General features: G+C 68.8%; 20 protein-coding genes. 13 read left to right on the top strand and 7 right to left on the bottom strand.

Going from position 1 to position 21,452, the window contains the following annotated elements:
• Window positions 1-91: 91 nt before the first annotated feature.
• The 5 genes from prmA to LRK53_RS01580 all read left to right on the top strand — a co-directional run bounded on the left by prmA (window position 92) and on the right by LRK53_RS01580 (window position 5,097).
• Entirely contained in the window at window positions 92-1,009 is a 918-nt protein-coding gene (prmA, locus tag LRK53_RS01600) for a 50S ribosomal protein L11 methyltransferase (protein ID WP_027491386.1), read from the top strand.
• Between the two features lie 137 nt (window positions 1,010-1,146).
• Window positions 1,147-1,977, top strand: coding sequence for a DUF3426 domain-containing protein (locus LRK53_RS01595; RefSeq protein ID WP_235642462.1), 831 nt, complete (start codon window positions 1,147-1,149; stop codon window positions 1,975-1,977).
• 156 nt (window positions 1,978-2,133) lie between these two features.
• On the top strand, window positions 2,134-2,457 hold the full coding sequence (locus LRK53_RS01590) for a helix-turn-helix domain-containing protein (RefSeq protein WP_037088809.1): 324 nt from the start codon (window positions 2,134-2,136) through the stop codon (window positions 2,455-2,457).
• A 154-nt stretch (window positions 2,458-2,611) separates the two neighbouring features.
• Entirely contained in the window at window positions 2,612-4,222 is a 1,611-nt protein-coding gene (purH, locus tag LRK53_RS01585; RefSeq protein ID WP_027491383.1) for a bifunctional phosphoribosylaminoimidazolecarboxamide formyltransferase/IMP cyclohydrolase, read from the top strand.
• Between the two features lie 164 nt (window positions 4,223-4,386).
• Entirely contained in the window at window positions 4,387-5,097 is a 711-nt protein-coding gene (locus LRK53_RS01580) for a glutathione S-transferase (protein ID WP_027491382.1), read from the top strand.
• A gap of 16 nt (window positions 5,098-5,113) precedes the next feature.
• Here the strand turns inward: LRK53_RS01580 and LRK53_RS01575 are convergent, their stop codons facing one another.
• The gene (locus tag LRK53_RS01575; RefSeq protein WP_037088822.1) at window positions 5,114-5,638 is read right to left on the bottom strand and encodes a DUF2782 domain-containing protein; all 525 of its coding nucleotides are present in this window, start codon (window positions 5,636-5,638) and stop codon (window positions 5,114-5,116) included.
• 119 nt (window positions 5,639-5,757) lie between these two features.
• Here LRK53_RS01575 and polA point away from each other — a divergent pair, with 119 nt between their 5' ends.
• The 3 genes from polA (at window position 5,758) to LRK53_RS01560 (ending at window position 11,630) form a co-directional block, all read left to right on the top strand.
• Window positions 5,758-8,535 (top strand): DNA polymerase I, encoded by a 2,778-nt coding sequence (gene polA / locus LRK53_RS01570; RefSeq protein WP_027491380.1) that lies wholly within the window; start codon window positions 5,758-5,760, stop codon window positions 8,533-8,535.
• A gap of 484 nt (window positions 8,536-9,019) precedes the next feature.
• On the top strand, window positions 9,020-9,238 hold the full coding sequence (locus LRK53_RS01565; RefSeq protein WP_027491379.1) for a hypothetical protein: 219 nt from the start codon (window positions 9,020-9,022) through the stop codon (window positions 9,236-9,238).
• 76 nt (window positions 9,239-9,314) lie between these two features.
• Entirely contained in the window at window positions 9,315-11,630 is a 2,316-nt protein-coding gene (locus tag LRK53_RS01560) for a 3'-5' exonuclease (protein WP_235642461.1), read from the top strand.
• Between the two features lie 3 nt (window positions 11,631-11,633).
• Here LRK53_RS01560 and LRK53_RS01555 read toward each other — a convergent pair whose 3' ends face one another.
• On the bottom strand, window positions 11,634-12,653 hold the full coding sequence (locus tag LRK53_RS01555) for an alpha/beta fold hydrolase (RefSeq protein ID WP_027491585.1): 1,020 nt from the start codon (window positions 12,651-12,653) through the stop codon (window positions 11,634-11,636).
• Window positions 12,654-12,877: 224 nt separating this feature from the next.
• Between LRK53_RS01555 and LRK53_RS01550 the strand changes: the two genes are divergently transcribed.
• Window positions 12,878-13,441, top strand: coding sequence for a hypothetical protein (locus LRK53_RS01550; RefSeq protein WP_027491586.1), 564 nt, complete (start codon window positions 12,878-12,880; stop codon window positions 13,439-13,441).
• Window positions 13,442-13,480: 39 nt separating this feature from the next.
• Here LRK53_RS01550 and LRK53_RS01545 read toward each other — a convergent pair whose 3' ends face one another.
• From LRK53_RS01545 to LRK53_RS01535, 3 genes are all read right to left on the bottom strand, one after another.
• On the bottom strand, window positions 13,481-14,737 hold the full coding sequence (locus LRK53_RS01545) for a heme biosynthesis HemY N-terminal domain-containing protein (protein WP_027491587.1): 1,257 nt from the start codon (window positions 14,735-14,737) through the stop codon (window positions 13,481-13,483).
• The gene (locus tag LRK53_RS01540; protein ID WP_027491588.1) at window positions 14,734-15,879 is read right to left on the bottom strand and encodes a uroporphyrinogen-III C-methyltransferase; all 1,146 of its coding nucleotides are present in this window, start codon (window positions 15,877-15,879) and stop codon (window positions 14,734-14,736) included. Before LRK53_RS01540 ends, LRK53_RS01545 begins: the two co-directional genes overlap by 4 nt.
• Before the next feature lie 278 nt (window positions 15,880-16,157).
• Window positions 16,158-16,937 carry a uroporphyrinogen-III synthase gene (locus tag LRK53_RS01535; RefSeq protein WP_027491589.1) on the bottom strand — a complete coding sequence of 260 codons (780 nt, stop codon included), beginning with the start codon at window positions 16,935-16,937 and terminating at the stop codon, window positions 16,158-16,160.
• Window positions 16,938-16,997: 60 nt separating this feature from the next.
• Between LRK53_RS01535 and LRK53_RS01530 the strand changes: the two genes are divergently transcribed.
• From LRK53_RS01530 to LRK53_RS01520, 3 genes are all read left to right on the top strand, one after another.
• Window positions 16,998-17,471, top strand: coding sequence for a YiiD C-terminal domain-containing protein (locus LRK53_RS01530; RefSeq protein ID WP_027491590.1), 474 nt, complete (start codon window positions 16,998-17,000; stop codon window positions 17,469-17,471).
• A gap of 59 nt (window positions 17,472-17,530) precedes the next feature.
• Window positions 17,531-17,944, top strand: coding sequence for a hypothetical protein (locus LRK53_RS01525; protein ID WP_027491591.1), 414 nt, complete (start codon window positions 17,531-17,533; stop codon window positions 17,942-17,944).
• A gap of 77 nt (window positions 17,945-18,021) precedes the next feature.
• Entirely contained in the window at window positions 18,022-18,468 is a 447-nt protein-coding gene (locus LRK53_RS01520) for a rhodanese-like domain-containing protein (protein WP_027491592.1), read from the top strand.
• Window positions 18,469-18,486: 18 nt separating this feature from the next.
• Here LRK53_RS01520 and LRK53_RS01515 read toward each other — a convergent pair whose 3' ends face one another.
• Window positions 18,487-19,509, bottom strand: a complete 1,023-nt coding sequence (locus LRK53_RS01515; RefSeq protein ID WP_081666535.1) for an IS110 family RNA-guided transposase — start codon at window positions 19,507-19,509, stop codon at window positions 18,487-18,489.
• A 352-nt stretch (window positions 19,510-19,861) separates the two neighbouring features.
• Window positions 19,862-20,932 (bottom strand): 2Fe-2S iron-sulfur cluster-binding protein, encoded by a 1,071-nt coding sequence (locus tag LRK53_RS01510; RefSeq protein WP_235642460.1) that lies wholly within the window; start codon window positions 20,930-20,932, stop codon window positions 19,862-19,864.
• Between the two features lie 54 nt (window positions 20,933-20,986).
• Between LRK53_RS01510 and LRK53_RS01505 the strand changes: the two genes are divergently transcribed.
• Window positions 20,987-21,427 carry a hotdog fold thioesterase gene (locus LRK53_RS01505; protein ID WP_235642459.1) on the top strand — a complete coding sequence of 147 codons (441 nt, stop codon included), beginning with the start codon at window positions 20,987-20,989 and terminating at the stop codon, window positions 21,425-21,427.
• The last annotated feature ends 25 nt before the right edge of the window (window positions 21,428-21,452 follow it).

Raw genomic sequence — 21,452 nt, 5'->3', positions numbered from 1 at the left:
TGCCTTTCCGTCACGTGACGAAGAGCATCGCGCACCACTGAAGGAAGTCCCTTGTGGACAGGGTGCGCTCCCACCGCTACCGAACATGCCCATGCCTTTCCTCGAACTCTCCCTGATCGTCCGCATCGAACAGCAGCCCCGCGCGGAAGAAGCGCTGGAAGACCTCGGCGCGTTGTCGGTCACGCTACGCGACGCCGATGCCGAGACGCCGGACGAGCAGGCGATCTTCGAGCCGGGCGTGGGCGAGCTGCCGCTGTGGCCCACGATCACGCTCAACGCACTGTTCGACGAACGTGCCGACCGCCGCGGCCTCGCCGCCGCGCTGAGCGAACTGCTGCCCTGGCTCGAACCCGGCCAGCTGGACTTCACCGAGGTCGCCGACCAGGATTGGGAACGCGCCTGGATGGACCAGTTCAAGCCGATGTCGTTCGGCCGGCGGCTGTGGATCTATCCGTGGAACATCGAGCCGCCGATGGATGAGGATGCCTCCGGCACCTCCGCTCGCGTCGTGATACGCCTCGACCCCGGCCTCGCCTTCGGCAGCGGCACCCATCCAACCACCGCGCTGTGCCTGGAATGGCTGGACGGCCTCGACCTCGGCGGCAAGACCATCACCGACTACGGCTGCGGCTCGGGCATCCTGGCCATCGCCGCGCTGAAGCTGGGCGCCGCCAGCGCGACCGGCATCGACAACGACCCGCAGGCACTCACCGCCTCGCGCGACAATGCTGAACGCAACGGTGTGGCCGACCGTCTCGCGCTGTACCTGCCGGAAGATTTCGACACCGAGGCGGCCGACGTCTTCATCGCCAACATCCTGGCCGGCCCGCTCGGCGAACTGGCCCCCAGCTTCGCCGCCGCCGCGAAGCCCGGCGCGCCGTTCGCCATCTCCGGCATCCTTGCCGGCCAGCAGGACGAGCTGCTGCAGCGCTACGCCGAATGGTTCGACGAGCTGCGCGTGGACACCCGCGAGGACTGGGTGCGCATCAGCGGCCGGCGCCGCCGCTGAGCATCTGGCCGAGGTCGCCGGCATGGCCGTCCATAGCGTCGGGCATGCACTGAAGCCGCCGCGACCACCCTGCTAAGCTTGCCGGGTATCGATCCGCAACGGTCCGCATGTATACCCAGTGTCCCGAATGTCTGTCCGTGTTTTCGCTTGACGCGCAGACGCTGGCGCAGGCGCACGGCCACGTCGTGTGCGGGCATTGTGAAGCCGGCTTCGACAGCCTCGCCACGCTCGCCGAGCAGCTGCCGCCGGAGCCGTTTGTCGAGCTGTCGCTGAACCAGCCCGCGCTGGAACCGCCGCAACTGGACCTGGTGGTCTATCGACCGCGTCCCGAACCGCCGGCGGTAGTCGTTGCCAATGCGGCGGTCGCCGCGGCCACGCCGCGGCCGGCGATCGATGATTTTTCGCAACTGGTGTTCGCACCGCGTTTCGCCCGCGAGCCGCGTGTGCCACCGCACGGACGGGCGGCCCGACGCAGCCGGCGGCACCTGTACTCGTCCGGCGAGCGGCACTGGCCGTGGATGGTGGCTTGCCTGTTGCTCACGCTGTTGCTCGCCGCGCAGCTGGCCTGGGCCAAGCGCGACGAGCTGATCCGCCAACCCGTCGTGGGCCACTGGCTGCGCGGCGGTTGCGCCATGCTCGGCTGCGAACTGCCGCTGGTCGCCGCGCCGCGGCAGCTGCACCTGCTGGCCAGCAACGTGCAAGCCCATCCCAGCGTCGCCGGTGCGCTGATGATCAGCGCCAGCGTGCGCAACGATGCCGCCTTCGCCCAGCCCTGGCCGGTGCTGACGATCGCCCTGTCCGACGCACAGGGTCGGCGCATCGCCATGCGTCGGCTGCAGCCGGCGGATTACCTGGATGACGCCACCATCCAGCGCCATGGCCTGGCGCCTGGCGGCAGCGCCGTGCTGCTGCTGGAGGTGGAGGATCCGGGCGACAAGGCGGTGGCATTCGAGATCGGTTTCGAATAATGACGTTCGCGGTACTTAAAATTGTCGGCCCGCGCGGGTAGACTCGACCGCTCGCGCCGACATGTCTGACGACATGCCACAGACGCCGCGACACGCAAGAGCAGCCATAACCATAAGCAGCGACCGATGCAGTCGCCACTTCGCACGCGAGGGAAAATGTCCGTGAATGCTGTAAGACTGCCTGCTGCCGAGGCCGCAAAACAGGCCTCGTTGCAGGGCACGGGTTCGCCTGGCGCCAGCCTCCAAGGGCAGAGCGCGCTGAGCGAATGCGTCACCCGCATGGTGCGCCGCTACCTTGCCGACATCGGCGACACCGAATGCGCCGAGGGCCTGCATGCGCTGGTGCTGCACGAGGTCGAGGTGCCGCTGCTGCGCGAGGTGCTGGCATTCCACGATGGCAACCAGAGCCGCGCCGCCAGCGCGCTCGGCATCAACCGCGCCACCTTGCGCAAGAAGCTGGCTGCACACGGCTTGCTCTGAGAGCCCGGATTCGGGAGACGGGATTCGGGATTTGCAAAAGCCGGCTCCCAAGCGCTTCGCCATCTGCGTACTGCGCACTCATCCCACCCCGATTGTCCAGCTCCCCCTCCGCGCCCGAATCCCGTCTCCCAAATCCCGAATCCCGGAGTAATCCATGTCCGCCCCCCAGCTCGTCCCGGTCCGTCGCGCCCTGCTCAGTGTTTCCGACAAGAGCGGGCTGATCGAGCTGGGCCGGCGGCTGGCCGCGAAGGGCATCGAGCTGCTTTCCACCGGTGGCAGCGCGAAGGCGCTGCGCGAAGCGGGCATCGCGGTCACCGAAGTCAGTGACATCACCGGTTTTCCGGAGATCATGGACGGCCGCGTGAAGACGCTGCACCCGAAGGTGCATGGCGGTCTGCTCGGCCGCCGCGGCACCGACGACCAGGTGATGGCCGAGCTGGGCATCGCGCCGATCGACCTGCTGGTGCTCAATCTCTACCCGTTCGAGAGCACCGTGGCGAAGCCCGATTGCACGCTGGAGCAGGCGATCGAGAACATCGACATCGGCGGCCCGGCGATGCTGCGCTCGGCGGCGAAGAACTGGAACGACGTGGGCGTGCTGACCGCGCCTGAGCAGTACGAGAGCGCGCTGGCCGAGATCGAAAGCCAGGGCGGTCTCACCCGCGCCACCCGCTTCAGGCTCGCGGTGGCGGCGTTCAACAACGTGTCCAGCTACGACGGCGCGATCAGCGACTACCTGTCCGGGCTGGAGCTCAACGACACGCAGGACGCGATCGCCGGCCATGCCGCCTTCCCGGGTCAGGTCAACGGCCGCTTCGTGAAGCTGATGGACCTGCGCTACGGCGAGAACCCGCACCAGCAGGCTGCGTTCTACCGCGACCTGTATCCGGTGCCGGGCACGCTGGCCACCTTCCGTCAGCTGCAGGGCAAGGAGCTGTCGTTCAACAACATCGCCGACGCCGACGCGGCGTGGGAATGCGTGCGCAGCTTCGTCAAGCCGGCCTGCGTGATCGTCAAGCACGCCAACCCGTGCGGCGTGGCGGTGAGCCTGGACGGCATCGGCAAGGCGTATGACCTGGCCTTCCAGACCGACCCCACCTCCGCCTTCGGCGGCATCATCGCGTTCAACCGCGAAGTCGACGGCGCCACCGCGAAGGCCATCGTCGAGCGCCAGTTCGTCGAGGTGGTGCTGGCGCCGGCCTATGCGGATGACGCGCTGAAGGCCTTCCACAAGAAGGGCAACGTGCGCGTGCTGGTGATCCCGACGCCTGCTGGCGGCGACTTGCGTGCCGCACACCCCGGCATGAATTCCAAGCGGGTCGGTTCCGGTCTGCTGATCCAGAGTGCCGACACCGGCATGATCAGCGCGGCGGACCTGAAGGTGGTGACCCGCAAGGCGCCCACCGAAGCGCAGATCCACGACCTCATCTTCGCCTGGAAGGTGGCCAAGTTCGTCAAGTCCAACGCCATCGTCTATGCGAAGGAGCGCCAGACCATCGGCATCGGCGCCGGCCAGATGAGCCGCGTCTACAGCGCGAAGATCGCCGGCATCAAGGCCGCCGACGAAAAGCTCGAAGTGCGCGGCTCGGTGATGGCGAGCGATGCGTTCTTCCCGTTCCGCGATGGCATCGACGCCGCCGCCGCCGCGGGCATCAGCGCGGTGATCCAGCCCGGCGGCTCGATGCGCGACGCCGAGGTGATCGCCGCCGCCGACGAGCACGGCATGGCGATGGTGTTCACCGGCATGCGCCACTTCCGCCACTGAGGTCGAGGGCCCCATGTAGGCGCACCCTGTGCGCGATGCTTTTCGTCACGTGACGCAAAAGCATCGCGCACGACCGAAGGAAGTCCCCTGTGGACAGGGCGCGCTCCTACACGTCCCGTAGAAGTCGCGCGTGCCAGCATCGGATCCAGTCCGGGGACATGGCCATGCGTTACGAACTGTATTACTGGACCGGCATCCAGGGCCGCGGCGAGTTCGTGCGGCTGGCGCTGGAAGACGCCGGCGCCAGCTACGTCGACGTGGCCCGCGAGCAGGGCGACGACGCCATCGTGCGCTACCTCGACGGCGTGCACGAGGGTGCGCTGCCGTTCGCGCCGCCGTTCCTCAAGGCTGGCCGCCTGCTGATCGCGCAAACCGCGAACATCCTGCAATACCTCGGCCCGCCGCTCGGCTTGGTGCCGGAAAGCGAGGGTCGGCGGCTGTACGCCCACCAGCTGCAGCTGACCATCGCCGACCTGGTCGCCGAGGTGCACGACTCGCACCACCCGATCGCCAGCAGCTTGTACTACGAGGACCAGCGCGTGGAGGCGCTCCGCCGCGCGGCCGACCTGCGCGCAACGCGGCTGCCGAAATACCTCGATTACTTCGAGCAGGTGCTGGAACGCGGCGGCGGCCAGCATGCCCTGCACGGACACTCCTACGTCGACCTTTCGTTGTTCCAGCTGATCAGCGGGCTGGAGTATGCGTACCCGCGCACCATGCAGCAGCTCGGGCACCGGCTGCCGTTGTTGCTAGCGCTGAAGCAGCGGGTGGCCGAGCGGTCGCGCGTCGCGGCCTATCTGGCCTCACCGCGGCGGCTGCCGTTCAACGAGAACGGCATCTTTCGCCACTATCCGGAACTGGACGAGCCGGCGTAGACCCGCGGTGCACCTCTCAGTGGCCGCTGTCGGCCGGCGGCGCCTCGCTGGCATTCTCGGCTGGCGGCCGGCTCTTGCCCCACTCCAGCACCTTGTACATCACCGGCCCCACCGGCTTCATGCCGTGCTCGTCGACCAGCCGGCCCTGCGGATCAACCATGTAGGTCTGCTGGATGCCGTTCTTCGGGGTGACCACCACCATGTAGACGCGGCCGTTGCGGCTGTATTCCTGGATGCTGTTGTCGCCTTCCTGGCGGATCCGCACTTCCGGCGGCGCCTGCTCGCGGCCGCTCTGCGCGCTGCCTTCGTCGCGCATTGCGGGCAGCGCCTGCGGCTTCAGATCCAGCGACTGGCCGGACGCGGACGGCGCGACGTGGGTCGAGCGATGCCTGACCGCCGGCTTGGCCGGGGGTTCCACCGCCTTCACGCCCGGGTCGTTGATCCCCGGGGGTGGCGGCACGCTCGCCGATGGGGCCGACTGCGCCAGTACGCTCGACGTGAACAGGACGCTGGCGGCAACCAGCAAGGCAGCGGTTTTCATGACGGCAACCTCGTTTGGGGACAGCAGCATAACAGTCCGTCGGCGGCCGCTCGTGAAGCGCGACGTTTCGCCGTGCATGCGAGAATGGGCGGGGTATGCTGACTCACGCGAAGCACACCATGCCCAAACTCATCCTGATCGACGGCTCGTCCTACCTGTACCGCGCGTTCCACGCGCTGCCGCCGCTCTCCAATGCGCGCGGCGAGCCCACCGGCGCGCTGTTCGGCGTGGTCAACATGCTGCGTGCCACCTTGAAGGCGAACCCCGACTACCTGGCCTTCGTCAGCGATGCGCCCGGCCCCACCTTCCGCGACGCGCTGTATGACCGCTACAAGGCGAACCGCCCGCCGATGCCGGAGGAGCTGCGCTCCCAGGTCGAGCCGATGCTGGCGACCGTGGGCGCGCTGGGCTTCCCGATCCTGCGCGTGGACGGCGTGGAGGGCGATGACGTGATCGGCACGCTGGCGCTGCAGGCGCAGGCGCTCGGCATCGAGGTGGAGGTTTCCACCAGCGACAAGGACATGGCGCAGCTGGTCGGCCCGCGCGTCACCCTGGTCAACACCATGACCGGCACCACGACGGATCGCGCCGGCGTGCTGGCCAAGTTCGGCGTGCAGCCGGAGCAGATCATCGACTTCCTCGCCCTCACCGGCGACGCCATCGACAACATCCCCGGCGTGCCCAAGTGCGGCCCGAAGACCGCCGCCAAGTGGCTGGCCGAATACGCCACGCTGGACGGCGTGATCGCCAATGCCGACCGCATCGGCGGCAAGATCGGCGAGAGCCTGCGCGCCACGCTGCCGCAGCTGCCGCTGTCGCGCCAGCTGGCGACGATCAAGACCGACGTGGCGCTGGAGTTCGGCCCCACCGACCTGACCCGGCGCGAGGCCGACACCACGCTGCTGCGCGAGCTGTACACGCGCTACGAATTCAAGGCGGCGCTGAAGGAGCTGGACGGGCCGACGGATGCTGCTCTCCCCTCTCCCCTTGGGAGAGGGGCCGTGGGTGAGGGTGCGACCGGAGCGCACGGCTCAGCCGAACCCTCGCCCCAACCCCTCTCCCGAGGGGAGAGGGGCTTCGAATTCTCGGCGAAAGGCGACTACGAACTCGTCACCACCCAGGCACAGCTCGACGCTTGGCTGGAAAAACTCCGCAGCGCCGAACTGATCGCGTTCGACACCGAAACCACCAGCATCGACGCGATGCGCGCGGACATCGTCGGCCTCAGCCTCGCGGTGGAGCCGGGCAAGGCCTGCTACATCCCGCTCGACCACGACTATCCCGGCGTGCCGAAGCAGCTCGATCGCGACAGCGTGCTCGCCGCCTTGAAGCCCGTCTTCGAGGATCCGGCGCGGCCCAAACTGGGCCAGCACGCGAAGTACGACATCAACATCCTGTCGCACTACGGCATCGCCGTGCAGGGGCTCAGGCACGACTCGATGCTGGAGTCCTACGTGTGGAACACCACCGCCACGCGCCACGACATGGACTCGCTGGCGAAGAAGTACCTCGGCTACGACACGGTGAAGTACGAGGAAGTCGCCGGCAAGGGCGCGAAGCAGATTTCGTTCTCGCAGGTGGACCTGGACACCGCCTGCCGCTACGCCGCGGAGGACGCCGACGTCACCCTGCGCCTGCACCATGCGCTGTGGCCGAAGCTGGTGAGCGTGCCGTCGCTGCGCCGCGTGTACGAGGAGATCGAGATCCCGCTGGTGCCGGTGCTGGCCGAGATGGAACGCCGCGGCGTGCTGATCGACGGCGACGAGCTGCGCCGGCAGAGCCAGCAGCTGGGCAAGCGCATGCTGGAACTGCAGCAGCAGTCGTACGCGCTGGCCGGGCGCGAGTTCAACCTCGATTCGCCGAAGCAGCTGCAGGCCGTGCTGTTCGACGAACTGCACCTCGAAGCGAAACTGAAGACGCCGACCGGCCAGCCGTCCACCAACGAAGAGGCGCTTGAGGCGATCGCCGACACCCACGAACTGCCGCGGCTGATCCTTGACTATCGCGGTCTGGCCAAGCTGCGCAGCACGTACACGGACAAGCTGTCCAGCATCGTCAACCCGCGCACCGGGCGCGTGCACACCAGCTACCACCAGGGCTCGGTGGCGACCGGGCGGATTTCCTCGTCCGATCCGAACCTGCAGAACATCCCGGTACGCACCGAGGAAGGCCGACGCATCCGCCAGGCCTTCATCGCGCCGCCGGGCTGGCGGGTGATGGCGGCGGACTACTCGCAGATCGAGCTGCGCATCATGGCGCACCTGTCCGGCGACGAGGGCCTGCTCAAGGCGTTCCGCGAGGGCGGCGACGTGCACCGCGCCACCGCCGCCGAGGTGTTCGGGCTGAAGCCCGAGGAGGTCAGCGCCAACCAGCGCCGCGCCGCCAAGGCGATCAACTTCGGCTTGATGTACGGCATGAGCGCGTTCGGCCTGGCGCGCCAGCTCGGCGTGGACCGTGGCGAAGCCAGCGACTACATGGCGCGTTATTTTTCCCGCTACCCCGGCGTGCGCGCGTTCATGGACGCCACCCGCGAACAGGCCCATCGCGACGGCTACGTGGAGACGATCTTCGGCCGCCGCCTGTACCTGGAGAACCTCACCTCGCGCAACGCCGGCCTGCGCCAGGGCGCCGAGCGCGCCGCGGTGAACGCGCCGATGCAGGGCAGCGCGGCGGACATCATCAAACGCGCGATGATCGGCGTGGCGGCGTGGCTGGCCGATCGCGACGACGCCCACATGCTGATGCAGGTGCACGACGAGCTGGTGTTCGAGGTACAGGCGGAGGCCGTCGACGCCGTCCGCGCCGCGGTGAACGAACGGATGTCCGGCGCGGCGCAACTGGCGGTGCCGCTACTGGTCGACGTCGGCGTGGGTGCGAACTGGGACGAAGCGCATTGACGCCGCCGATCGCGGTTTCACATGCGCAACAAGGACTTGACGGTTAACGTTTCATGAGGATGAACCGCCTTTAAATTTCTTCGGAAACCCTGCAACTTTTTCGGCAAACCGCGCACTAACTCCACGGATGCACGCAACGGCATCCACGGCGAGCCCACCTCCCTGGGCAGCCACAGACGCAAACCTCTCCCCTAGGTCTTTGCGCCTGCCTCGCCCCGGAGGCTCCCCCTAGCCTCCGGGGCTTTTTTTGCGCGGTATTTGTGCGTTCGTCCATGAACGCCAAGTTCAAGAAGCGGCCATCCATGACCGCACTCTGCGATGTGCGCTCATCCCTGAGTGCAGAACAAGATCAAAAGGCGGCCATCCAGGCCTCACTCTTCGGAATGAGCCGTTCCATCCCCAGCGTTTTGTCCAGGCCCTGTGCACTTCATCTGTGCGAGCCGCCCCGGCATACTCGAAGCTCGTTCCCCCGCCGGAAGAACCCATGCGCTTCGCACTGATCGTCGTCGGTCTGGTCCTGCTGGTCGCGGGCTTGTGGGTGGTGTTCGGCCACGCCAGCTACCAGACCACCGACACGCTGCTGCAGATCGGCTCGGCGAAGGTCACCGCCACCCACGACAAGGGCGTGCCGCAATGGATCGGCATCGCCAGCATCGTGGTCGGCGCGCTGCTGGCGCTGGGCGGCTTCCTGCAGAAGCGCTGAGCCAGGCCCCGTTTCGCCGTGAGGAAAAACGCCGCCTGCGCGGCGGTTTTTGTCGGTGCCCACTACAATGGGTGCGATGGATGTCTCGTACCTGATCGACCCGCTCAACGCCGCCCAGCGCGAAGCTGTGTGCGCCCCGCCCGGCCATTACCTGGTGCTGGCCGGCGCCGGCTCCGGCAAGACCCGCGTGCTGACCCACCGCATCGGCTGGTTGACCCAGGCCGAGCGGGTGCCGCCGTGGGCGATCCTCGCCGTCACCTTCACCAACAAGGCCGCCGGCGAGATGCGCGCGCGGCTGGAAGCGCTGATTCCGGGCGGCACCCAGGGCCTCACCGTGGGCACCTTCCACGGCATCGCGCACCGGCTGCTGCGCCGGCACTGGCGCGAGGCGGGCCTGCCCGAAGCGTTCCAGATCCTCGACGCCGACGACCAGCTGCGGCTGGTCAAGCGCGTCATCGCCGGGCTGGGCCTGGACGATGCGAAGTTCCCGCCGCGCCAGGCCTGCTGGCAGATCAACAACTGGAAGGACGAGGGCAAGCGGCCCGATGCGATCGAGCACCGCGAGCATCCGGTCACGCAGACCTTCGTGCGCATCTACCAGGCCTACGAGGACGCCTGCCGCCGCGCCGGCCTGGTCGACTTCGCCGAACTGCTGCTGCGCGCGCACGAGCTGTGGCTGAAGAACCCGGCCGTGCTTGCGCACTACCAGCAGCGCTGGCGCTATCTGCTGGTCGACGAGTTCCAGGACACCAACACGCTGCAGTACGCGTGGATCCGCGTGCTGGCGGGAAACACCGGCCAGGTGTTCGTGGTTGGCGACGACGACCAGGCGATCTACGGCTGGCGCGGCGCCAAGGTGGAGAACGTGCAGCAGTTCCTGCGCGACTTCCCCGGCGCGCGCACGATCAAGCTGGAACAGAACTACCGCTCCACCTCGACCATCCTGAAGGCCGCCAACAGCGTGATCCAGCGCAACGGCAGCCGCCTCGGCAAGCAGCTGTGGACCGCGGGCGAGGATGGTCAGCGCATCGCACTGTATGCGGCCTACAACGAACAGGACGAGGCGCGCTTCGTGGTCGAGCGCATCCGCGAATATATCGACGAGCAGGGTTCAGCGAAGGACTGCGCGATCCTGTACCGCTCGAACGCGCAGTCGCGCAACTTCGAGGAGCAGCTGGCCCAGCGCAACATCGGCTACCGCGTCTACGGCGGGCAGCGCTTCTTCGAGCGCGCCGAGGTCAAGGATGCGCTGGCCTATCTTCGCCTCACCGCCAACCGCCACGACGACGCCGCGTTCGAGCGCGCGGTGAACACCCCACCGCGCGGCATCGGCGAGCGCACGCTGGACGCGCTGCGCCGCCGCGCCCGCGCGGAGGACACCTCGCTGTGGGAAGCCGCGCTGGCCGAGCTGGCCGGCGGCAACGAACTGGCCGGCCGCGCGAAGAATGCGGTGAAAGGGTTCCTGGCCTTGATCGACCAGATGGCACACGCCTTCAGGCCCCTCTCCCTCCGGCGACCCTCAGGGAGTCCCCTTGCGGGTGAGAGGGGTTGGGGTGAGGGTACGGGATCGCCGGAAGGCTCCGCTCCGCCCGTACCCTCACCCCCAGCCCCTCTCCCAGAGGGAGAGGGGAGCCAAGGCCTCACCCTGGCCGAACAGATCGACCACGCGATCACCCACACCGGCCTGCGCGACTTCTACGAGAAGGATTCACGCGGCAACGCCGAGTCGCGGGTGGAGAACCTGGACGAGCTGGTCAACGTGGCCAGCCGCTTCGAGCGCACTGCCGAGGACATCGACGCCGGCCTGAGCGAACTCTCCGCGTTCCTCTCGCACGCCACGCTGGAAGCGGGCGAGAACCAGGGCGAAGCCTGGGACGACTGCGTGCAGCTGATGACGCTGCACTCGGCCAAGGGTCTGGAGTTTCCGCTGGTGTTCCTGGTCGGCATGGAGGAAGGCCTGTTCCCCAGCCAGCGCTCCACCGAGGACGAGGGCCGGCTGGAGGAAGAACGCCGGCTCGCCTACGTCGGCATCACCCGCGCCCGCGAGAGGCTGGTGGTCACCCACGCCGAATCGCGTCGCATGCACGGCACCGAGATGCTGGCGCGGCCGTCGCGCTTCCTCGGCGAAATGCCCGCCGAACTGATCGACGAGGTGCGCCCACGCGTGCACGTCACCCGCCCGCTGTACGCCGGCCGCCCGCACGAGATCGCACCGTCGCTGGAGGAAGCGCTGCCGGTGAAACTCGGCCAGCGCGTCAGCCATCCCAGCTTCGGCGAGGGCGTGGTGATCAGCGCCGAAGGCAGCGGCGCGCACACCCGCCTGCAGGTGAACTTCGAAGGCGCTGGCAGCAAGTGGCTGGTGGCGGCCTACGCCAACCTCACGCCGCTGTAGCCGTCAACCGTGCTTCGCCGCGAGTTGCTTCAGCACGCGCGTGACGGCATCGGCCACGGCTTGCGGCTGGTCCATCTCGATGTCGTGCGAGGTATCGGCCACCTTGCGCAGTTCGCCGCGGGTCGAACTCGCCACGATGCGCTGCTGGGTTGCGTCACGCGCCGCCTCCAGCGACTTGCGCATGCCCGCCGGCGCGTCGGCATAGGTGCCCGCGGCCTGCAGCACCACCAGTGGGGTATCGCCGTGCGATTCGTCCGCCGGCACCGGCGGCGCGAACACCGACACGTTCTGCGCCAGCTCCGAACGCAAGGTATGCCAGAACGCCTGCTGCAGCTTGCGCGCGTGCTTGGCTGCCGCCACGGCCGGGCTTTCCCATGGCGCCGGCCCGCCGATGCACTGCGCCAGCGCCGGCGACGGTGCGGCCAACTGGCCATGTTCGGCGCCCTGCTCGCAGCTGGCGATGAACGCATCGCGCTGCCGGTTCAGCGCCGCATCGTCCTTCATCCACTGCGCCGGCAGGAAACGGCCCAGGTCTTGGGCAGACGGATCGACCAGCACCATGCCGGCGACGTCGCCGGCATGCTCGCTGGTGTAGCGGCGCACGATGTTGCTGCCCAGCGAATGCCCCACCAGCACCAGCGGCACATGCAGGTCGGCCGCGCGAATCAGCGCATACAGGTCGGCCACGTCGGCCTCGAGCCCGCGCGGCAGCGGGCCCGCGTCGCTGAAACCGTAGCCCGCGCGGTCGTAGGAACACACACGCGCCTGCCTCGCCAGCAGCGGCTGCACGCGGAACCAGCTCTGCGAGTCGGCGTGCGAGCCGGACTCCAGCAGCACCGTCACCGGCCCGCTGCCGCTGCAGCGCAGGTTGAGGCTGCGCCCGTGGCCGATGGCGACGCGTTGGTCCGGCTTCGCGTAACTATCCGGCGTCGTCGCGGGCGCTGGCGATCCAGCCATGGCGGAAGTGGCGATCAGCAGGCCGATGCAAGCCATACCCAGAAGTCCGACGTGTCCGTGTTCCATGCGTTGCTCCGGTCAGGGTCTGGCATGGGACCGGCATGGCGGATGGAAGTTCGCGGTCCGGAACACTTGCCCGCGGCCGCAACGACTCGTGCCAACCGGCTTGATTCGTGCCAACCGCGGATTTAGCTTGACCCAGCACCGTCCAGGGAAATTCCGATAACCTGCTCCCGCCACCCGGGTCGGACGACGGAACGATGATGAGACCTATACATCGCACCCTGATCGTGCTGGCCTGTACCGCCGCCGCGGTGTGTGCTGCCGAACCGGCAAAGGACGTTGCCCGGGTCGAAACCGGCTTCGTGGCCGCCACCGACGGCATAGCCTGGCTTTACACCACCGATGGCCATCTTGCCGCGACGGCCACGGTCCAGCTGCAATATCCCACCGCTGGCGGTGCCGTGCAGTGCTGCCTGCACCTGCAAGGCGACGCACTGGAGGCGCCAGGCGCATCGACCGAGCCGGTCACCGACGCGCTGTTCGGCAATCCGGTATTCCGCTATCGGCTGAAACGGGCGCCGGCCGCGTTGAAAGGCGACCCGTTCATCGGGGCTGCGGTGATCGGCGCGGCAACGGTGAGTGCCGACCCGGCATCTGCCGGAACGATTCTTCACATCGGAACGGCATCGGCAGGCAACACGCCTCGCGTACAAACCTGCCTGGGCAGTGAGGGCAGCAACCTGTTCCTGATCGCCGATGGCAAGCTGAAGTCGCAGCTTTACTACGCCTTCGGCTACGACGTCGCCGCAACCTGTGATCCGAAGCTGTTCGACCTGCCAGCGGCCCGGTAGGCATCCGATGGCCCAGCCCTGCCATGTCGCCGCCAGGATCTACTCGCGCAACCGCGGCACCCCATGCATGTCGCGCTCCTCGATCGCAATCGGCTGCGTATCGGGCTGACCGGGGTTGGCGGTTTGCGCCAGCGGAGCAACCGCATCGCCACGGCCAAACGCCAGTGCGTTGCGATAGCAGCGTTGCGCCTGCTCCGTATCGCCCTGGCCTGCGAACGCGTCGCCCAGGGCTTCCCAGGCGGCACTGCCTGGCGACAGCGCCAGCGAGCGCTGCAGGTATTGCCGCGCCTTGCCCCATAGCTTCAGCCGCACGCACATGCGGCCGAGCGTGAGCAGCAGGTTGGCGTCGTTCGGGTGCGCGTCGAGCCAGCCTTCGGCGCGGCGCAGGCGCGCCTCGACGTCGTCGCCGGCCAGGCTGCCGTAGGTTTCGATCAACAGCGGCGACCACTCGCGGCGCAGCGCGGATTCCACTTCGTCCATCGCCGGCAGGGTCAGCCCGAACGCGGCGGCGCGGCGGGCGTAGGCGTCGATCACCGCGGGCACCCGGCGCTGGGTTTTCGGCAGCTGCGTCCACAACGCGTTGAGGTCGGCGCCGTCCGCCGCGGCCTGCAGGGTGGCGACCAGCACCTGCGCTTCCAGCGCGGCATAGGCGCGGTGGCCGAGCGCGCCGCTCTTCTGTAGCGGCGCCAGCGCTTCGCGCGCGCGCCGCAGGTCGCCGCTGGCCAGCGCCGCGTGCGCCAGTTCGCGCCAGCCGCCCGGCGTCAGCGTGCCCTTGTCCGCTTCAGGCGCAAGCAACGCCAGCGCCTCGGCCGGCTTGCCTTCGCGGCGCAGCAGGCGGGCGCGCAGCACGCGGGCCGCCTGCGGTGCGGACTGCGCCGCCTGGTCCAGCGCTTCCAGCGCGCGGCCGTGTTCGCCGCGGCGCAGGGCGGCCTCGGCGGCGGCGAGCAGGGCCGGGCCGCGCAGGCTGTCCAGCCGCGAAGCGCGGTTGAGGTCGCGCTCGGCGTCGCCATGGCGGCCTTCCATCAACGCGATCAGGCCGGCGCCGAGGCGCTGCTGGCTGAGCCGTCGTTGGCGCCGCGAGAACGCGCCGAACGGCCAGCGCAGCAACCGCCACAATACGCTGACTAGCGCCCACGCCAGCAGCAGCATGCCCACCGCTGCCACCACCGTGGTCTCCACCCGCCAGCCGCGCAGGCGCAGCAGCACGTAGCCAGGATCCTCCGCCACCCAGTGCCAGCCGAAGGCGGCCAGCGCGGCGGCGAGCACCAGCAGGCCGATCGCGTACCAGGGTCTCATGGCCGGGCCCCGCCCGCCGCCGCGGAACTGCTGCGCGCGGGGCTGAGCGCATGCACCGCGCGCAGATTGCGCAGTTCGCTCAATGCGGCGCCCAACTGCACTGGCGCGTTTGCCGGCAACTGGCCGGCGAGCCGCTTCAAGGTCTCGCGGGCCTGCTGCACCGCCGGCGCCCTGGCGTCGAACTGGCTGGCCAGCGCGCCATCCACCCGCTGCAGTGCGGCCGCATAGCCCTTGCTTTCGTATGCCAGCAAGGCGGCCTGCGCCTGGGCCAGGTCGAGCGCGGCCAGTTCGCGCGCGAAGCGCGCATCGGCGACCGCCAGCGGCGCGCCATCGTCGCGTTGCACGCTGACTACGCTGGCGAGCGCGCGGCGGATGCGCGACCAGGTATCGGTGGCCTCGGTCGGGGTGCTGTCGAGCGGCTTCAGCGGCAGCGTGGCGAGTGCGTCGCGCAAGGCCACCAGCTGCTGCAGCGCGCTGGCCTGGCTGGCCGGCTGGCTCTTCACCAGCGCCTCGCGCTCGGCGTTGACGCTCTGGCGCAGGCCGCCGAAGGCACCGTCGTTGACCGCGGCCAGGGTCTGGTCGGCCAGCGCATACGCGGCGGCCGCGCCCTGCGCGTCATGGAACAGCGTGTAACGTTCGCCGGCCATGCGCAGCAGCGATTCGGCCTCGTCCAGCAGCACGCCGTCGCCGCCGCTCAGGCTCTTCTCGGCCAGCTTGGCCACCGCATCCTCGAGATGGCGCGTGCGCTCGGCCTGACCGAGCAGCTCCTCGCGCAGCGAACGGTTGACCCGGGCCGCGTCATCCAGCCGCTGGTTCAGGCTGCTGCGCTGGTCACCGAGGGTGGTCAGCGTGGTTTCCAGCGTGGCCACGCGCGGCTGCAGGCTGGCGATACTCTGGTTGTCAGCGGCGCTGCGCTGCTCTTGCTGCCATTGGCGCCAGCCGACGTAGCCGGAGACGCCCACCGCGAGCAGCGCCAGCAGCACCGCGAGTGCCAGGCTGCCGCCACGGCGCGGACGCGGGGCGGATCGCGCCGGGCGCGAGGCGCGCATGGGTGGATCGATCGGCGCGGCGCCGGTCGCAGCGGAATCGGGACGGGCGCCCTCGGGCGCGATGGACTCGTTCGGCTGGTCTACGTTGCTCATGCGCGCATGCTAGCAGCCCATACGGACGCGTTCGTAGCACCGGCGTGAAAGGCTCAGTGCTTGTGAAGAAAACCACATCCTGTGGTTTTCTTCGATCGCGAGTCCGGCACATGTGTGCATGCCATCCATGGCATGCCCCCCCTGTGGGCCAGCCTGCGGCTGTTCAAATCCGCTCCCGGCGGATTTGTCCGGACTCGCTCACGCGAATCAGGCACTGGCGTGCCCGATCCGCGCCCGGCCATGCATGGCCGGGCTTCGAGGTTGAAAAACTCAACCGCTCAGCCCGTGCGGGCGGCCGCGTCGAGCAGGTCGGCCGAAAGCGCCGAGGCGGCCGGCACGATGCGCGCGAACCCGGCCACACGCGCCGCCACCGCCAGCCGCTCGCTGCTGACCACCGCGGTCGCCGCACACAGCCGCGCCCACGCCGCCGCCGGCAGCCCCTGCTGCAGGTGATGCAGCGCCTCGGCGCTGGACAGCAGCACCCGCGCCGAAGCCGGCAAGCGCAGCAACGCCTCGATGTGACGCCGGTCCAGCCGCGGCGGCACCCGCCGGTAGACATGCACCTCCTGCAACTGCGCGCCACGGGCGGCGAGCTGTTCGCGCAGCACGCCGCGACCGCCGGGCGCACCGACCAGCGCCACCCGGCGACCGCGCAGTTCCCGCAACTCGGGATGTTCAAGCAGGCCTTCGCTGTCCTGCCGCTGCGGCGCCAGCGGCGTGGCGATGCCGTGCCGGCGCAGGGCCCGCGCGGTGCCCTGGCCTACCGCCAACACCGCGGCCGTGGTTCGCAGCGGCAACAAGGCGGCGGCGTGGCGCACCGCGGCCGGGCTGGTGAAGACGATCAGCTCCGCCGCCAGCGCCGCGCGCAGGCCACGGCGCGCGTCCACAGCATCCGCCACGCTGCGCAGGGCCAGGCCCGGCAGCAGCAGCGGCACGCCACCGAGTGCACGCACCCGGCGCGCCAGTGCCGACGCGGTGCCGGCCGGGCGGGTGATCACCACGCTGCGGCCGCGCAGATCCGGCTTGTCCCGGGGGTGTTGTCGTGCGGTCACTGTCATGGCCCCAGTGTAGCGGCCGCCCTACACTGGCGGGCTCCCCTCCGCAGGAACCCCGACCACGTGAGCAGCACCGACGACGCCACCTTGCACGCGCAACAGCTGATCCGCTTCATCCGCGACGAAATCCCGCTGGCCCGCGCGATGGACCTGCAACTGGCCGGTTGCGACGACGGGCACCTGGCCCTGCACGCGCCGCTGCCGCCGAACGTCAACGACAAGGGTTGCGCGTTCGGCGGCAGCCTGGTCAGCCTGATGACCCTGAGCGGCTGGGCGCTGGTGGAACTGGCGCTGCGCCGGCGCGAACTGGACTGCGACGTGTTCGTCGCCGAATCGACCGTGCGCTACCTGACGCCGCTGTGGCGGGACTTCCGCAGCGAGGCACGGCTCGCCGCCGAGGCCGACTGGGCCACCTTCTTCAGTACGATCGAGGCACGCGGCAAGGCGCGCATCGGCGTCGACTGCGTGGTGCCCGACGAGGTCGGCGCGCCCGCCTGTACCCTGGGCGCGCGCTTCGTCGCCAAACGCCGCGGCTGAAGTCGCTCGCCGCCACTTGGTGCAGAATGGCCGGATATCCATCGGGGGAGGAGCCATCCATGCGTCGCATCCTGAGCATTCTCGTCGTGCTGCCCGTGCTGCTGCTGGCCAGCTGCGCCACCAAGACCCGCAGCGACGCGCTGACCACCACGCTGAAGGCCTACGGCAGCACCTTGCGCTGGGGCGACTTCCGCAGCGCCGCGCAGTTCATCGACCCGGCGATGCGCACCGCCCATCCGCTGACCCCGCTGCAGCTGGCGCGCTACCAGCAGGTGCGGGTGAGCGAGTACGACGACGGCGCCGGCCCGGTGCCGAGCGGCGACTTCGACGTGCAGCAGACCGTGCTGATCAACCTGGTCAACATCCACACCCAGTCCGAGCGCAGCGTGGTCGATCACCAGCGCTGGCACTACGACGAGAAGGCCAAGCGCTGGTGGCTGACCAGCGGCCTGCCGGACATCACCCAGGACTGAGCCGCGCGCCCCGCGACATATCCGTATAATTGCCGGTTTACCCGAACTGGTGCGGCCACGGCACCTGTGGACTGACGATGAACGATTTCCTGCACAAGCTGCCCGAATTTGTCGGCAACCATGCCGCCTTGTCCGCCCTGTTCGTGATCCTGCTGCTGGCGCTGATCGTCATGCAGGTCAGTACGCTGTTCAGCAAGATCAAGGAGCTCAGCCCGGCCGGGCTGACCCAGCTGATGAACCGCGAAAGCCCGCTGCTGATCGACCTGTCGGCAATCGCCGAGTTCGAGAAGATGCACGTGCCCGGCGCCCGCCACGTGGCAATGAGCCAGTTCGACCCCGAGCACAAGGACCTGGCCAAGGCGAAGGAACTGCCGGTGGTGGTGATGGACAAGGATGGCCGCGGCAATTCGCTGAAGGCCTCGCAGCGGCTGGCCAAGGCCGGCTTCGGCAAGGTCTACACGCTGGGCGGCGGCGTGCTGGCCTGGCACGCGGCGCAGCTGCCGGTAGCCAAGGGCAACCGGTAGATACCGTCTCGTTCCGCGTTATGCAAGCGAGCATCCAGGTGATGCGTGCGCAGAGGCAACGAGGCGGTGTCTGGGGTAGTCAGGATCAAACAGCGAGTTGGTATGGATGACGCCCCAGACTAGGTGCAGGAGCTTCCGCATGGCGGCACACACGGTCACGATGGGGAGCTTCCCGCGTGCGAGCAACCGTTCGCAGAAGGCACGAACCACGGGGTTGTGGTTCTTGGCGCAGATGGCGGGAAAGTAGAGTTTGGCGCGCAAGCCGGGGGCACCGGTTTTGGAGATCCGGACCTGTCCCTTGAGCGTGCCCGACTCGCGCCGTGCCGGGTTGAGGCCGGCGAAGGCGACCAGCTTGCCCGGCGCGTCGAAGCGTCGCAGGTCGCCCAGTGCGGCGAGCAGGGAGGCCGACGTGGTCTTGGCGATGCCGGGGATGGACGTCATCAACGCCGCGTCGTAGCGCAGCTGGGGATCCTTGTCGATGTGATTGTTGATGCGCTGCTCCAGCGCCTTGATCTGCTTGCGCAGTTCCTTGAGCGACGCTTCCACCGAGTCGCGTACGGCGTCATTGGCGACGTCGAGTCGGTTCGCTTCCATCCGCTCCATGCCCTTGAGATCGTCCAGCCGTTCGACCAGCGCGCGCAAGGTGCGCTGGGCCGCTGTCGGCGGCATCCACGGCGCCATCGGATGGGTGCCGGCCTGCTGACTGGTGGCGAACTGCGCAATGAGCTTGGCGTCTGTGCGGTCGGTCTTGGTTCGCGTCAGCTGGCTCTTGCCGAAGTACTTTACTTGCGCCGGATTGGCCACGTAGACCGTCTTGCCTTGCTGTACCAGGAAGATGGCCAGTGCCTCGTGATAGATCCCCGTCGCTTCCATGCACACCGCCGCTTCCGGCGCGTGCTTGTCCAACCAGGTCATCAACTCCTGGAAGCCTTCTTCACGATTGGCCACCTTGGCGCGTGTCTGGAATTTGCCCGGCTTGGCCAGACCAACGGCCACATCAAACGTGGCCTTGGCCACATCCACTCCCACAACGTTTGTCATCGCCTTACCTCGCATGGTTTGTTCCGATCACCATGCTCATCCGGCTGATCCTTAGGTGTGCAGGCTCACGCCAGTGGCGGGCCGAGGGTACCGTTCAAACTTCTGGATGAGCGAAATCGGAACCGGGGTGTGCATCTACGTCACGGGCTCGAAGCCAAAGGAGCGCATCGGCATCACCCGGTTCCCCCGATGATCAGTCGGGAATGCTCGACCCTGACAGGTCGGACATCAAGACCTAAGGAGCGCGCTGGCGCGCGATGCTTTTGCTTCTGCTTTTGCGAATCCCGAATCCCGAATCCCGAATCCCGAATCCCGGCTCCCGGCTCCAAGAGCATCGCCCGCGAGCGGGCTCCTACGGCAACGGCAGGTCGTGGATGCCGGCGCGGCCGGCGATGATCTGCGCCAGCACGTCCGGCGCGTACTCGAACGAGTCGTAGTACAGCCGATCCTCCGGCAGCCCCGCGGCGAGGAACAGCGGGTGCGCGGCGTCGATCATCGCCGGCGGGCCGCTCATGTACAGGTCGTGGCCGGAGAGGCCGGGCTGATCGGCCAGCACCGCCTCGTGCACCAGCCCCATGCGCAGGCCATCGGCCAGTTCGGGGTGGGAGACCACGGCGTGGAACGTCAGGTTCGGCACCTCGCGCGCCCACCGCTCGGCCAGCGCTCGCAGGTACAGGTCGGCCGCGCTGCGCGCGCCCCAGTACAGCCGCATCGGCCGGCGCGTGCCCAGTGCAATGAAGTGTTCGACGATCGCCTTGACCGGGGCGAAGCCGGTGCCGCCGGCCATGAAGATCATCGGCCGCTCGGAATCCTCGCGCGGCACGAAGGTGCCCAGCGGCCCCTCCACGCGCAGGCGGTCGCCGACCTCGAGCACGTCGTTGACCCACGAGGTGAAGCCGCCACCGGCGACGTGGCGCACATGCAGCTCGATCGAACCGTCCCGCTGCGGGCCGTTGGCGATCGAGAACGGCCGGCGCCGGCCGTCCTCCAGCAGCACGTCCAGGTACTGGCCGGGCAGCCGCCGCAGCCGGCGCTCGCCGCGATCCGGCAGCAGGCGCAGGCCGATCACGTCCGCCACCAGCCGCCACTTGGCGGCCACCACCACGCCGAGCTGGCGCCGCGCGATGTCCTCCACCGAGGCCACCTCGCGCGCTTCCAGCAGCAGGTCGCCGCACGGCACCGCCTGGCACGGCAGCACCGCGTGATGGGCCAGCGCACCGGCATCCAGCGCCAGCGGCGGGTTGCGCGGGTATTCGCAGCGCCCTTCCAGCAGGGTCGCCTTGCAGCTGCCGCAAACGCCGGCGCGGCACGAATACGGCAACGCCACGCCCGCGCGCTGCGCCGCTTCCAGCACGGTTTCGCCGGGGGCCACCGGAAAGCGGCGGCCGGAAGATTTGAGGGTGACGATGGGCACTGGGTGCATTGTCGCGACGATCACAGCGGACAACAATGCGGGTTCGCTTTACAGGAATCAACGATGAGCCTCTGGAAACAATCCACCGACCTCGCCCGCCTCAACGGCTGGTGCGCCAACACCCTGATGGAGACGCTGGGCATCCGTATCACCGCGGTCGGCGACGACTGGCTGGCCGGCAGCATGCCGGTCGACCGGCGCACCCACCAGCCGTACGGCCTGCTGCACGGCGGCGCCTCGGTGGCACTGGCCGAGACGCTGGGCAGCACCGCGGCCATGCTTACGCTCGATCCCGAGAAGGAACGGGCGGTGGGCCTGGACATCAACGCCAACCACGTGCGCGGCGTGCGCGAGGGCAGCGTCACCGGCACCGCGAAGGCGCTGCACATCGGCCGCACCACCCAGGTGTGGGAGATCCGCATCGAGAGCGAGGAGGGCGCGCTGGTGTGCATCGCGCGCCTCACCATGGCGGTGATCCCGGCACGCGGCATGGGCGTGCGTTGATCGTGACGTTCCCGCGAGCACCCGC

It is taken from the genome of Rhodanobacter thiooxydans, assembly GCF_021545845.1.
Lineage (GTDB): Bacteria > Pseudomonadota > Gammaproteobacteria > Xanthomonadales > Rhodanobacteraceae > Rhodanobacter.
Note: the sequence above shows the minus strand (reverse complement) of the source record. Positions and strands in the feature narration are given on the sequence as shown.